The sequence below is a fragment of the Streptomyces sp. NPDC041068 genome (assembly GCF_040647455.1).
Lineage (GTDB): Bacteria > Actinomycetota > Actinomycetes > Streptomycetales > Streptomycetaceae > Streptomyces.
The window spans coordinates 296771-310605 of record NZ_JBEZCG010000007.1 but is presented as its reverse complement, the minus strand read 5'-3'; the positions used below and the strand labels follow the sequence as shown (position 1 = coordinate 310605).

At 71.6% G+C, this 13835-nt stretch carries 9 protein-coding genes; 8 read left to right on the top strand and 1 reads right to left on the bottom strand.

What is annotated here, in order from left to right; all coding sequences use genetic code 11:
* Positions 1-326 precede the first annotated feature (326 nt).
* The 6 genes from AB0B50_RS18520 to AB0B50_RS18495 all read left to right on the top strand — a co-directional run bounded on the left by AB0B50_RS18520 (position 327) and on the right by AB0B50_RS18495 (position 11089).
* The gene (locus AB0B50_RS18520; protein ID WP_362332464.1) at positions 327-1898 is read left to right on the top strand and encodes a serine/threonine-protein kinase; all 1572 of its coding nucleotides are present in this window, start codon (positions 327-329) and stop codon (positions 1896-1898) included.
* A 122-nt stretch (positions 1899-2020) separates the two neighbouring features.
* A complete protein-coding gene (locus AB0B50_RS18515; protein ID WP_362332461.1) occupies positions 2021-3679 on the top strand; it encodes a serine/threonine-protein kinase in 1659 nt (552 codons plus the stop codon).
* A gap of 220 nt (positions 3680-3899) precedes the next feature.
* On the top strand, positions 3900-5657 hold the full coding sequence (locus AB0B50_RS18510) for a serine/threonine-protein kinase (protein ID WP_362332458.1): 1758 nt from the start codon (positions 3900-3902) through the stop codon (positions 5655-5657).
* Positions 5658-5678: 21 nt separating this feature from the next.
* Complete coding sequence (locus tag AB0B50_RS18505) at positions 5679-7418, top strand: protein kinase (RefSeq protein WP_362332455.1); 1740 nt, start codon at positions 5679-5681, stop codon at positions 7416-7418.
* A gap of 146 nt (positions 7419-7564) precedes the next feature.
* Positions 7565-9181 carry a succinic semialdehyde dehydrogenase gene (locus AB0B50_RS18500; protein ID WP_362332452.1) on the top strand — a complete coding sequence of 539 codons (1617 nt, stop codon included), beginning with the start codon at positions 7565-7567 and terminating at the stop codon, positions 9179-9181.
* 90 nt (positions 9182-9271) lie between these two features.
* A complete protein-coding gene (locus AB0B50_RS18495; protein ID WP_362332450.1) occupies positions 9272-11089 on the top strand; it encodes a GMC family oxidoreductase in 1818 nt (605 codons plus the stop codon).
* A 175-nt stretch (positions 11090-11264) separates the two neighbouring features.
* On the opposite strand, the gene AB0B50_RS18490 is transcribed toward AB0B50_RS18495, so the two are convergent.
* Positions 11265-12386, bottom strand: coding sequence for a PT domain-containing protein (locus AB0B50_RS18490; RefSeq protein ID WP_362332448.1), 1122 nt, complete (start codon positions 12384-12386; stop codon positions 11265-11267).
* Between the two features lie 178 nt (positions 12387-12564).
* Here AB0B50_RS18490 and AB0B50_RS18485 point away from each other — a divergent pair, with 178 nt between their 5' ends.
* Complete coding sequence (locus AB0B50_RS18485) at positions 12565-12930, top strand: hypothetical protein (RefSeq protein WP_362332447.1); 366 nt, start codon at positions 12565-12567, stop codon at positions 12928-12930.
* A gap of 120 nt (positions 12931-13050) precedes the next feature.
* Positions 13051-13806, top strand: a complete 756-nt coding sequence (locus AB0B50_RS18480; RefSeq protein ID WP_362332444.1) for a hypothetical protein — start codon at positions 13051-13053, stop codon at positions 13804-13806.
* The last annotated feature ends 29 nt before the right edge of the window (positions 13807-13835 follow it).

Genomic DNA, 13835 nt, shown 5'->3' with positions numbered 1-13835 from the left:
GGCTGCCGCCTGACACCTGCTACCTGGCTTCTGCTGCCGCCTGCCGCCTGCCGCCTGCCGCCTGCCGCCTGCCGCCTGCCGCCTGCCGCCTGCCGCCTGCCGCCTGCCGCCTGGCGTCCGCTGACATCCGCCACCTGGTGTCCGGCGTCTGCTGACACCTGCCGCCTGGCGTCCGCTGACACCCGCAACTCGGCGTCCACCGACCGTCACCACCCGGCGCCGATCGACCGTCGCGATCTAACAGAGCGGTCACCTAAGACCCCCTGCGGTTCCCTGCGCGGTCCCCGCTCCTTAACCTGGCCCTGTCAAGACCATTGCGGGGTAACGTGAATCAGAGCCAGGGCCTGCTCCTCGCGGGCCGCTACCGACTCGGTGAGTCCATCGGGCGCGGTGGCATGGGACGGGTGTGGCGCGCGCAGGACGAGGTGCTGCACCGTGCCGTCGCCGTCAAGGAGCTGACGGCCGCCCAGTTTGTGCAGGAGGCGGACCGTGCGGTCCTCTTCATGCGCACCCAGACGGAGGCGCGGGCGGCCGCCCGGATCAACCACCCCGCCGTCGTCACCGTCCACGACGTCGTGGAGTACGACGACCGGCCATGGATCGTGATGGAGCTGGTCGAGGGCCGCTCGCTCGCGGACGCCGTCAAGGACGACGGTCGCGTCGAGCCCGTCGAGGCCGCCCGCATCGGCCTGTGGACCCTCAAGGCCCTGCGCGCCGCGCACGCCGCCGGGGTCCTGCACCGCGACGTCAAGCCCGGCAACGTCCTCCTGGCGACCGACCGGAGGATCCTGCTCACCGACTTCGGGATCGCGGCGATCGAGGGCGACTCGACGATCACGCGGACCGGTGAAGTCGTCGGCTCGGTCGACTACTTGGCGCCCGAGCGGGTCAGCGGCGGCAACCCGGGCCCCGCATCCGACCTCTGGGCGCTCGGCGCGACGCTGTACACGGCGGTCGAGGGCATCTCGCCGTTCCGGCGCACGTCGCCGCTCGGCACCATGCAGGCCGTGGTCACCGAGGAGCCCGCGCCACTGGAGCGCGCGGGCGCCCTCGCGCCGATCATCAGCGCGCTGCTGCGCAAGGACCCGGCGGCCAGGCCCACCGCCGAGGAGGCCGAGGCGATGCTCGCCGAGGCCGCGGAGGGGCGGCGGCCGAACGCGGCGCAGGCGTACGTGCCGACGCAGGTGCACGCCATGGACAGGCCCACCGCCACCGCCGCCCGGTCCGGCGAGGATCTCGCCACCGTGGTCAATACGGGCGCGACGGAGCCGCCCGCCTCGGGTAGGCGTCGCCGCGGGCTCGCCGTCGCCGCGCTCGTCGTCGCGGCCGCGCTGCTCGGCGGCGCCGGCGTCTTCGGGTATCTGCACTTCACGGGCGGCGGCGAACAGAGCGGCACGCACGCGGGGACCTCGGGCGATGAGGGGCCCGGCAAGTCGGTCGGCGGCATCCCCGACGACTGGGAGCGGGTGAACGACCCGAACGGCTTCAGCCTCATGCTGCCCAAGGACTGGAAGCGCGAGGTGGACGGCAACCAGGTCGACTACACGCCGGACGACGGGCGGCGCTTCCTGCGCATCGGCGTCGACCACAACCCGCAGTTCGAGAGTTCCTACATGCACCAGCTGGCCCTGGAGAAGGGCCTCAAGCCCAAGCTTCCCGAGTATCAGCGGCTGCACATGAACTCCAACAAGTTCCGCGACCAGTCGGGCTCCCTCTGGGAGTTCAGCTGGACGGCGGGGGCCAACGACACGACCGCGGGCCCGCGCCGCGCCATCGAGCAGACCTATCTCAGCCGTGACGGCGTCGAGTACGCCATCTACCTGTCGGCCCCCGCCGACGACTGGGACACCACCCGGGAGCAGTTCGACGCGATGCTCCGGGGATGGCGGGAGGGCTGAGCGCCCGCGTCGACGCCTGGGGTGTCTGGTACGTCCCCACCTGAGCGGCGGCAGCGGCCGGAACCTGCCCGCGCCTCTGTCCGACCCATTCCGTTCGCACACGTGTGGGGCATGATGGCCGCATGGGGAGCCTGGGAGACCACGCCGGTGGGGCCGGCGCCGGCGGGGGCAGCGTCGGCGGAGGCGGCACCGGAGGGGCCAACACCCGTGTGATCGCCGGTCGTTACCGCCTGGAGGCGCGGCTCGGCCGGGGTGGCATGGGGGTCGTCTGGCGCGCCACCGACCAGCTTCTCGGCCGCCGGGTCGCCGTCAAGGAACTGGACCTCGACGAGACGCTCTCCGAGACAGAGGCGGAGCAGCAGCGCGAGCGGACCCTGCGCGAGGCGCGGGCGGTGGCGCAGCTGCGGCACCCGCACGTCATCGTCGTCCACGACGTCGTCGTGCAGGACGAACACCCGTACATCGTCATGGAGTTGATCGAGGGCGGTTCGCTGGCCGGGCGGATCGCGCGGAACGGGCCGCTGGACGCGCACGCCGTCGCGCGGATGGGCATCGACCTGCTCGGCGCGCTGCGGGCCGCCCACGAGGCGGGCATCCTGCACCGCGACCTCAAGCCCGCCAACGTACTCCTGGAGAGCGCCACCGGCCGTGTCGTGCTCACCGACTTCGGGATCGCGCAGCTCACCGGGGCGACGACGCTGACGGAGGTGGGGTCGTTCGTGGGCTCGCCCGAGTACACCGCGCCGGAGCGGATGTCGGGGGAGCGGACCGGGCCCGAGTCCGACCTGTGGTCGCTGGGCGCGCTGCTCGTCACCGCGCTGGCGGGGGAGTCGCCGTTCCGCCGAGACTCGATCGGCGGGGTCCTGCACGCCGTCGTCTACGACGAGATACGCCCGCCCGCGGCCGCCGCGCCGCTGCTGCCCGTCGTGCTCGGCCTCCTGGACCGCGATCCGGAGCGAAGGATCGACGCGGCGGAGGCGGAGCGGCTGCTGCGGGCGTACGTCGAGACGGGGCGGATGCCGGAGGCCGCGAGGCGTGGCGGGTACACGCGGTACACGCCCACGCAGCGCGATCTGCCCCTGGGGCCGCGGGCGCCCGCCGCAGGGCAGGCGAAGGCGCACGGCGGGCACGCGAGGGCGCGGGGCGGGCACGGCAGGGTTGTCTTGATCGCCGCCGCCCTGGTGGCCGCCGTCGCGGGGGCCGGGGTCTCCGCCGTGCTGCTGTTGAACAGGGGCGGCGAGGGCGGCGGCACACCGGCCACCTCGTCCTCCGCGCCACCGAGTTCGCCCACGCCCACGGTCACCGTGACGACCGCCACGCCGAGGCCGTCGTCGCCCGAGGCCCCGCAGGGCTACCGCATCGCGAAGGACCCCGAGGGCTTCGCGCTCGCCGTGCCCGAAGGGTTCCGGCGAGAGGTGGACGGGCCCCGCGTCTTCTACGTCTCGCCGAACGGCACGTACCGCATCGGCATCAAGAAGGAGGCTCCCGAGCCCGGTGGCCCGCTGGCCGCGCAGCGCCGTGCGGATGCCGCAGGGCCGAAGAACAACCCCGGCTACCGCGACGGCAAGGTCACGGAGACCACGCGCAACGGCAGGCCCGCGGCGCTGTGGGAGTTCACCTGGGACGGCTTCTCCGAGGAGGAGGGCGCCCGGCACACGTTCGACCTGTGCTGGGAGGAGGGCGGCCGGATGTACGACGTGTGGGTCTCGGCGCCGGTGGGGGACGCGGCGCAGGCGCGGAGGTATTTCGATGCGGCGGTCGATACGTTCGTACGTCGGTGAGGAAACGTTTGTACGCCGGGGACCGGCACCTTCGTGCTCCGGGGACCGGCACCTTGGCGCTCGCTCCGGGGACCGGCACCTTCGTACGCCGGTGGCCGACACCTTCGTACGCCGCTGACGACGGCGCGGCGGCGATGTCGCCGGGCCGCGTGCATCACCCCGGTCACAAGTGGGAGGCCTGGCTGGAAACCGAGGTGCCCCGCAAGGTACTCATGGGGGCATGAGTAACGACGGGGGAGCCTCCTACGGCCCTTACGAACCCACCAGCTTCGGCCTTCAGCCGCCGCAACAGCCCGGCATGCCGGGGCAATCCGGCCAGAACGGTGGAGCTCACCCCGACAACCCGTACGCGCGGCCCGCCGCTCCCACCCCGCCCCCCTCTCCGTACGCCCAGCCCACCCAGGTCGTGCCGAACCAGGCCGTGCCGAACCAGGTCGAGCCGAACCAGGCTGTGCCGAACCAGCAGACCGAGGCGGAGCCCGGTACCGGCCGGCTGATCGCGGGCCGCTACCGGCTGCTGTCCAAGCTCGGCCACGGCGGCATGGGCACGGTGTGGCGCGCCAAGGACGAGACGGTGGACCGCGAGGTCGCCGTGAAGGAGCCGCGCGTCCCCGACCACCTGCCCGAGCGGGAGCGCGCCAACGCCTTCGAGCGGATGCGCCGCGAGGCGCGCGCCGCGGCCCGGCTCGACCACCCGGCCGTGGTCAACGTCCACGACGTGGCGGTCGAGGAGGGCCAGCCGTGGATCGTGATGGAGCTGGTCCAGGGCCGTTCGCTCGGCGCCGCGCTCCAGGAGGGCACGCTGGGCGCGCGCGACGCCGCCCGCATCGGCCTCGACGTACTGAACGCCCTGGACGCCGCGCACCAGGCGGGCATCCTGCACCGTGACGTGAAGCCGGACAACGTCATGCTCGGCCGGCACGACCGCGTCGTCCTGACCGACTTCGGCATCGCCCAGATCGAGGGCGAGACGAACCTGACGGACACCGGCGGCTTCGTCGGCTCGCCCGAATTCATCGCCCCGGAAAGGGTGTTGGGCCAGCGGCCAGGACCGGCGTCCGACCTCTGGTCGCTGGGCGTCGTCCTGTACGCGGCCACGGAGGGCGTCTCGCCGTTCCGCCGCAACAACACCCCCGCGACGCTCCAGTCCGTCCTGAACGCGACGCCCGCGGCGCCAGCTTCGGCCTCGGGCCCGCTCGCCGACGCGATCAACCGCCTGCTGGCCAAGGACCCCGCCCAGCGCCCGAACGCCGCGCAGGTCCGCGTGCTCCTGGAGGAGGCGGCCAAGCCTCCGCAGGCGGCGCCGACGCAGGTCGTCACGGTCGCGGGCCCCGGCGGTACGGGTCGCGACGGCAAGGGAGTCTTCCTGAGCCGCAAGGCCCTGGCGATCGTCGCGGGCGTGGTCGTCGCGGCGGTGGCGGCGGGCGTCCTCGTGGCGATGAATCCCTTCGGGGGCTCGGACGCGGAGGGGTGGAAGAAGCACGAGGCGAAGGCGGTCGCCGCCACCGTCTCCGCCCCCGAGGGGTACGTGGAGAGCAAGCCGGAGCCCACCGCCACGGACAAGTCGTGGGTCAGGTACACCGACCCCAGCGGTGCCGTCTTCATCACGCTCGACCTCGCGGAGAAGAAGGACACCTCGCAGGACATCGCGGGGACCGCGGCCGCCCAGGCGTACGCCGACGCGGAGAAGTTCGAGCAGAGCGGCGAGACCTCGTTCAGCAACATGGACAGCGACCCGGCCCCCGTCGCCAGGACCAAGGAGACGAAGTACAAGGACCAGGGCGCCGCCGAGAACACGGTCACGTACACCGACTCGCAGACCGAGCTGCCGCACGAGGCGAAGATCCTCTACTACCGCACCAAGTCCGGTGACATGTACCGGCTGTGGATCGACTATCCCGGAAAGGGCGACTTCACCGACCGCGGCCGTGAGGTCGCCGAGACCGCGATCGCCGACCTCGAACTCGACAGGCTCTGAGGCGCCAGGTACTCATGTGGCATGAGCACTGACGGGGGACGCCAGGATCGGGGACGGTCGGGCGGTGGGCGGCTGATCGGTGGGCGCTACCGCCTCGCCGAGCGCATCGGATCGGGCGGGATGGGCACCGTATGGCGTGCCGTCGACGAGTTGGTCGGGCGGGACGTCGCGGTCAAGGAGCCGCGGCTGCCGGGGGATCCGCACGACGCCGCGCACCGGCGTGCGTACGCGCGGCTGCACCGCGAGGCCCGTGCCGCGGCCGGCGTCGACCATCCGGCGGCGGTCACCATCCACGACGTGGTCCTGGAGGACGGACTGCCGTGGATCGTCATGGAGTTGGTGCGGGGCGAGTCGCTGCACGAGAAGCTCCGGCGCGACGCGCTGGAGCCCGCGGAGACGGCCCGCATCGGCCTCGCGGTCGTCGGCGCGCTTGCCGCCGCGCACACGCGCGGCATCGTGCACCGTGACGTGAAGCCCGCCAACGTCCTCATCGGCTCGCACGGCCGCGTAGTCCTCACCGACTTCGGCATCGCGCACATCCAGGGCGAGGAGTCGTTGACGGTGAGCGGCGAGTTCGTCGGGTCGCTCGAATTCATCGCGCCCGAGCGGATGTCGGGGCGCGGGGCGGGCCCCGAGTCGGACCTGTGGTCGCTCGGCGTCCTGCTGTACGCGGCGGTCGAGGGCTGGTCCCCCTTCCGGCGTACGACACTTGAGTCCACGCTCGCGGCGGTCCTCTCGGCGGAGGCGCCGCCGCCGGTGCGCGCGGGTGAACTGGCGCCGCTCATCCAGCGGTTGCTGTCCAAGGCCCCCGAGCTGCGGCCCGACGCGTTCGAGGTGGCGACGGCCCTGGAGGCGGTGGCGGAGGGGCGTCCGCTGCCGGAGCCGTTCGGGTCCGAGCCCGCGCAGGACCCTTCGGGGCTGCGGGAGTTGTCGGACGATGTGGGGACGTTGCGGATCTCCCGGGAGGGGGAGCGGGAGCAGGGGCGGCAGCCGCAGCAGGGGCGACGGGAGCCGGAGCCGCAGCCGGTTCAGGAACGGGAGCCGGAGCCGCAGCCGGTTCAGGAAACCGGGCCCACCGTCACCTCGGAGCCCCGCGGCGGCTCGTCCCGGCGCGCCCCCGCCCTGATCGCCGCCGCCCTCGTCGGCGCGCTCCTCGTCGGTGGTGGGGTCTGGCTCGGCGTCTCGATGGGTGACAAGGGCGGTGAGGAAGAGGCGTACGGGGAAGCCGAGGTGGGCGAAGCCGCGCCGCCCATGGAGGAGCCCGCCGAGAAGCCTCCCGCCTGGAAGACCCGGCCCGAGCGCAAGCTCGACGCGGAGATCTCGGTGCCGAGCGAGTACAAGGTCTACGCGCGCGAGGACAGCGACGCCGACCACGCGCGGATCGCGGCCAGGCTCGTGGTCTACAGCCCCTCGGAGAGCAGCCTGCTCCAAGTCCGGCTCACCAAGGAGGACATGGCGTCGACACCCGCCATGACCTGGGCGAAGCAGGAGGCCGATATCTGGCACGACAACGACAACGGCGCGCGCACGAACTACACGCAGACGTCCTTCAACGGCTACGACGCGGTCATCGCCGACACGACGTACGACGACGGCACCGCGACCCGCTGTATGCAGCTGATGGTCATCACGGACGACCAGGAGTTCTACGAGCTCCGCGTGGACATGCCCAAGGGGACGCCGGAGGAGAAGGAGGGCACCGCGCTCTTCAAGGGCGTACGGGAGCGCCTCAAGATCGGCAAGGACATGACGAACTCCTGAAAATGTCCCGGCAGCATGCCGCGCACCAGGACAACGCCCTGATCAGCTGCTTTGTCGCCAGTAATCACTGGCGGCGTGTGAGTGACCGGTGAAGGCCCATTACCGATGGGTACCCAAAACCCTGACGTGGGCCTACTCTCACGAGCATGACGGACTCGCAGGCCACCGCAGCGCCCCTCGGAACGAACCCGACCGCCCCGGCCCCCGAAGGCGCGCGCACCGCCGCCGATGTGGTCACGCCCGAGCTGATCGCCCAGCTCACCCGTGATGTCGTCGGCTCGGGACGCACGGCCAACCACACGCCGCTCACCGGCGAGAAGCTGGCCGACCTGCCCGAGTCCACCCCCGAGGACGTCGCCACCGCCTTCGAGCGGGCCCGCACCGCCCAGATCGCCTGGGCCAGGACCCCGGTCAAGCAGCGTGCCGCCGTCCTGCTCCGCTTCCACGACCTGGTGCTCCAGCGCCAGGCCGAAGTCCTCGACCTGATCCAGCTGGAGACCGGCAAGGCCCGCCTCCACGCGCACGAGGAGATCCAGGCCGTCGCGGTCGCCGCCCGGCACTACGGCCGCAAGGCCTCCTCGTACCTGAGCCCCAAGCGGCACACCGGCGTCGTCCCGACCCTCACGAAGGTCACCGAGAACCGCCAGCCGCGCGGCGTCGTCGGGCAGATAGCGCCCTGGAACTACCCCTTCGAGCTGTCCATCGGGGACGCGCTGCCCGCCCTCGTCGCGGGCAACGCCCTCGTGATGAAGCCCGACACGGAGACCTGCCTCACCGCCCTGTGGGCCCGTGACCTGATCATCGAGGCGGGTCTGCCGTCCGAGGTCTTCCAGGTCGTGCTCGGCGAGGGCCCGGTCGTCGGCCCCGAGGTCGTCAAGCACGCCGATTACGTCTCCTTCACCGGCTCCACCCGCACCGGCCGCGAGGTCGCGCAGGGCGCCGCGGCCCGCCTGGTCGGCGTCTCGCTCGAACTCGGCGGCAAGAACGCCATGTTGGTGCTGCACGACGCCGATGTGGAGAAGGCCGCCGCGGGCGCCGTGCGTGCCTGCTTCTCCTCCGCGGGCCAACTGTGCATCTCCATCGAGCGGTTGTACGTCCACGAGTCGATCGCCGACCGGTTCGTGGAACGCTTCGCGGAGCGCACGAAGGCCATGCGGCTCGGCACGTCCCTCGCGTACGGCGCCGACATGGGCTCGCTCGTGGGCGAGCGCCAGCTGGATACCGTGACCCGGCACGTCGACGAGGCCGTCGCCAAGGGCGCCACGCTCGTCGCGGGCGGCGTCGCACGCCCGGACATCGGCCCCTACTTCTTCGAGCCGACCATCCTGGACGGCGTCGAGGCACCGATGTCGGTCTGCGGCGAAGAGACCTTCGGCCCCGTCGTCTCCATCTACCGCTTCACGGACGAGAACGAGGCGATCGAGCTCGCCAACGCCACGCCGTACGGCCTGAATTCCTCGGTCTGGACGAAGGACGGCGGCCGCGGCCGCAAGGTCGCCGCCCGCCTGCGCACCGGCACCGTCAACGTCAACGAGGGCTACGCGCCCGCCTACGGCAGCGTGCAGTCCCCGATGGGCGGCATGAAGGAGTCCGGACTCGGCCGCCGCCACGGCTCCGAGGGCATCCTCAAGTACACCGAGGCACAGACCGTCGCCACCCAGCGGATCATGCCGCTCGCCCCGTCGTTCGGCCTGGACGACGAGAAGTACGCGGCGTTCATGAGCACGAGCCTGAAGGTGATGAAGGCGTTGCGCCTGCGCTAGCCGCGCCCCGCCAGGAGCGCCCCGAAGGGGCGCGGGGAACTGCGCGATCAGCCACGACGCACCCGCAGAGTCTTTCAACGAGGAGAGTCAATGTCACAGGAGAGCTCTGCCCGGATCCAGGTGGGCGACGACGCTTCGTACGACTACGACGTCATCGTCGTAGGCAGCGGCTTCGGCGGCGCCGTCTCCGCGCTGCGCCTGACGGAGAAGGGCTACCGCGTCGGCGTGCTGGAGGCGGGCCGACGCTTCACGCGCGCGACGCTGCCCAAGAACTCCTGGGACCTCAAGAACTACCTCTGGGCCCCGGCCCTCGGCCTCTACGGCATCCAGCGCATCCATCTGCTCGGCAACGTGATGGTCCTGGCCGGCGCGGGAGTCGGCGGCGGTTCGCTGAACTACGCCAACACCCTCTACGTACCGCCCGCCCCGTTCTTCAACGACCCGCAGTGGAAGGACATCACGGACTGGCGGGACGAGCTGCACCCCTACTACGAGCAGGCCAAGCGCATGCTCGGCGTGCGGCTCAACCCGACGACCACGCCCTCCGACGTCCATCTGAAGGCAGCCGCACAGGAGATGGGGGTCGGCGACAGCTTCCACATGGCGCCCGTCGGCGTCTTCTTCGGCGACGAGGACGACGCGGACGGCACGTCGAAGGCCGGGCCGGGCGTCGAGGTCCCCGACCCCTACTTCGGCGGCGCGGGCCCCTCGCGGCGCGCGTGCACCGAGTGCGGCGAGTGCATGACCGGCTGCCGGCACGGAGCGAAGAACACCCTCAACGAGAACTACCTCTACCTCGCGGAGAAGGCGGGCGCCGTCATCCACCCGATGACGTCGGTCGTCGCCGTCACCGAGGACTCGCAGGGCGGGTACGCCGTGGCCACCCTGCCCACCGACGACAAGCGCAAGGGCAAGGGCCGCACGTTCAAGGCCCGCAAGGTCGTCGTCGCCGCCGGTACGTACGGCACGCAGACGCTGCTGCACCGCATGCGGGACACCGGCCTGCTGCCGCACATCTCGAAGCGGCTCGGCACCCTGACCCGCACCAACTCCGAGGCCCTGGTGGGCGCCCAGACCACCGACCGCCGCTACCGCAAGCGGCACGGCGCGCCGAAGGTCGACTTCACCAAGGGCGTCGCGATCACCTCGTCGATCCACCCGAACGAGAACACGCACATCGAGCCCGTCCGCTACGGCAAGAAGTCCAACGCGATGGGCGGCATGACGCTGCTCCAGGTCCCGTACAGCGTGAAGGGCGGCAAGGACCGGGTGGCGGGCTGGCTGGGCAACATGACGCGCCACCCGCTGCTCGCGGTCCGCTCGCTCTCCAACCGGCGCTGGTCGGAGCGGACCATCATCGGCCTGGTCATGCAGTCGCTCGACAACTCCCTGACCACGTACCGCAAGGAGAAGGGCCTCGGAAAGGGCCTGCTCACCGCGCGGCAGGGCCACGGCGCGCCCAACCCGAACCAGATTCCCGAGGCCACGCGCGCGGCGACGATCCTCTCCCAGGAGATCAACGGCTTCGCGGGCTCCAACATCGGCGAGCTGATGGGCACTCCGCTGACCGCGCACTTCCTCGGCGGCTGCCCGATCGGCGACTCTGCGGACACCGGCGTCATCGACCCCTACCACCGGCTGTACGGCCACCCGGGCATCTCGGTGGTCGACGGCGCCGCGGTCTCGGCGAACCTCGGTGTGAACCCGTCCCTGACGATCACCGCGCAGGCCGAGCGCGCGATGTCGTTCTGGCCCAACAAGGGCGGCGAGGACCCGCGTCCGGCGCAGGGCTCCGCGTACGTGCGCCTCACGGCGGTCGAGCCGAAGACCCCCGCGGTCCCGGCGGACGCCTTCGGCGCGCTGAAGCTGCCGTTCCTGGGGATGCCGACGGTGCCGCCCAAGAAGTAGGGCCCTCCGGCGCCGCCCAGGAAGTGGGGCCCTCAAGAAAGTGGGGCCCTCAAGAAGCGGAGCCCCTCCGGACACACGTAAGGACCTGCGCCCCCCTCCGAGCGCAGGTCCTTCCGCGTGATCAAGTGCCGCAGTCGTGCGGCGAGTTGCCGCTGCCGTGCGGCGGTGCCGTCGGTCAGGCGGCGGCGTCGGCCTTGCGGCGACGGACGACGAAGACCGCGCCCGCACCGACGACGACGGCGGCGCCGCCGACGAGACCGATGGTCGGCAGCATCGAGCTGGAGCCGGTCGCGGCGAGGTTGCCGGTCGGCTGGAGCTCCTTGGCGCCGCCCTGCGGCTGCTTGACGCCGGACGGCAGCTTCTTGTCCGGGTCCGGCGTGGCCGTGCCCGGGTCTTCGTTCTTGCTGCCGGGCTTGAGGATCGTCAGCGGGTAGTACGCGAACGAGTTGTGGACGCAGTCGGCCTCGGAGTCGACGTAGCCGCCCAGGCCGATCGCGTAGCCCGGACCCGCGGGGGCCTTGGCGCTGACCTTGAGGCGCAGCTCGATGTCGACCTTCTCGTTCGGGCCGAGCTCGGTCTCGCCGAAGGCGAGGCCGCCGTTCAGGTCGCCGTCGATCGACTCCCAGGACTTGGTCGCGGGGTCGAAGAACTGGAGGTCGGCGTAGTTGCTCAGCCAGTCCTTCTCGTCGTCGCTGTCCGAGTCGTTGTCCACGGCCGCGATCCAGCGGACCTCGCCGAGCGCCTCGTCGGTGGGATTGGCGGCGGTCAGCTTGAACTGGTGCCAGCCGCTGCCGGCGACGATCTTGCCGGGCAGGCCGACGAGCTCGACCTCCAGCTCGGAGTCGACGTCCACACCGTCGTCGTCGACCGGGCAGTCGGCCGGCTCGGTGGGCTCCTCGGTGGGCTCTTCGGTCGGCTTCTCGGTCGGCTTGTCCGTGGGCTTTTCGGTGGGCTTCTCGGTCGGCTTGTCGGTCGGCTTCTCCGTGGGCTTTTCGGTGGGCTTCTCGGTCGGCTTGTCCGTCGGCTTCTCGGTGGGCTTCTCGGTCGGCGTCTCGGTGTCGGTCGGCTTGGGCGTCTCGGTGTCCGTGACGGCCGGCGTCGGAGTGGTGTCCTCGGTCGCGAACGCGGCCGGGGCCGACAGGAGCGCGAGCGGGGCTATGACAGCCGTAGCGGCCGCCGAAGCCATGGCGCGGCGAAGCTTCATGAAGACCTCAGGAAGTCCGGCGCACTGCCTGGTCGGCAGCGCGGAGGTGGAGGCCTCCGCGGTGGGGACGCGGGTGTGGCCGTTGTTACGCATGCTTGACCTGCGATCCCTGTGAATGGTTGTCCCTGATCTCACAGAATTCTTATGTGGCATGACTCACATCGCTTGTGCTGCCGTGAGGGGGTGACGTAGAACTTCCCCCGCCCAAAAGGGGCGTGAGGACCGGCGGTCTCAAGGGGATCTCCAGGGGATCTCAAGGGGAGGGGACAGCGTGGCCATACCCGATGAGGTGTGGGAGAGGTTCGAGAAGGACAGCGAGAGGGACATCCGTGCGTCCGCGCCGAAGGAGCCATCGGCACGGGCCCGGATGGTGGCCGAAAGGCTGCGGCGCCTCGACGAGGAGGCCGCGCGCCAACAGGCCGCGCAGGAGGGGCGGCTCCGCCGCAGGCGCCGCAGGCGCGAAGGCGATCCGGTGCGCTGGCAGCCGGACGACTGGCGCTCCGCGCCGACGGGACCGCGCCGCAGCGAGCGGTCCGAGCGCCGCCGCCGGGTGTGGAGCGTGGTGATCGTGATCGGTGGCATGGCCCTCGCGATTGCGCTGCTCAGCCCGTTCCGCTTCTGGATCTGGGGCTGGTGAGTCCGTCTCCGGGGCGCATCGTTTCGGGGCGACGGAACCGAAAGTGATCACCTTCCGTCGTAGAAGGGGTGCGGGTGACTCCGCATCGTGCGAGACGTCAGTGAAGCGGGGGAAGAGAACGTGAAGTCAGCTGTGTCGCGGGCCGTGGTGGCCGTCTCCGTCGTGGCCGCGCTCGGGGCGAGTGCCGCGTGCAGCGCCGGCGGTGACGACGACGGCAAGAAGTCGGCGAAGCCGGGCGCGAGCGGTGGCGCGGCCGCGAAGCTGGAGAAGGCGGCCCTCGCCACCGGCGACGTGAAGGGCTACAAGATCGAGAAGCCCGAGGCGGCCGAGGCCGAGGGCGCCGACCGGCCGACCGGGAAGCCGTCCCCCGCCGAGTGCGCGCCGCTCGCCGCAGTGCTCGACGTCGGCGCCCCGTCGAAGCCGAAGGCTCGCGCGGGCCGCGTCGTGACCCCCACGTCGGACGAGGACGTCACGACGACCCGCGTCGAGCTGTCCGCCTTCGCCGAGGCCGACGCGAAGAAGGCCATGGCCGACCTGAGCGCCGCGACGAAGTCGAAGAAGTGCGCCGACTTCCGCGTCGGCGACCAGCGCTACTTCGGGGTCGAGGCGCTGCCCGCGCCGGACAAGGGCGACGAGGCGATCTCGTACAAAGTCGCCCAGCGCAAGGGCGAGTACGTGACGCGCGAGAGCGCCACGGTGGTCCGCAGCGGCAGCACGCTCGTGGCCTTCGACGCCTCGAACCTGTACGACCCCGAGGGCGTCCAGCGCGACAAGGAGGCCGCGAAGGACGGCATGGACGGCACCGGGACGCCCACGGCGGACGAGGACCCGAAGGTGGCGCCCGCGCTCGTCGACGCACAGCTCGCCAAGCTCTGACTCACCTCACACGCGTTCCGTACAACCTT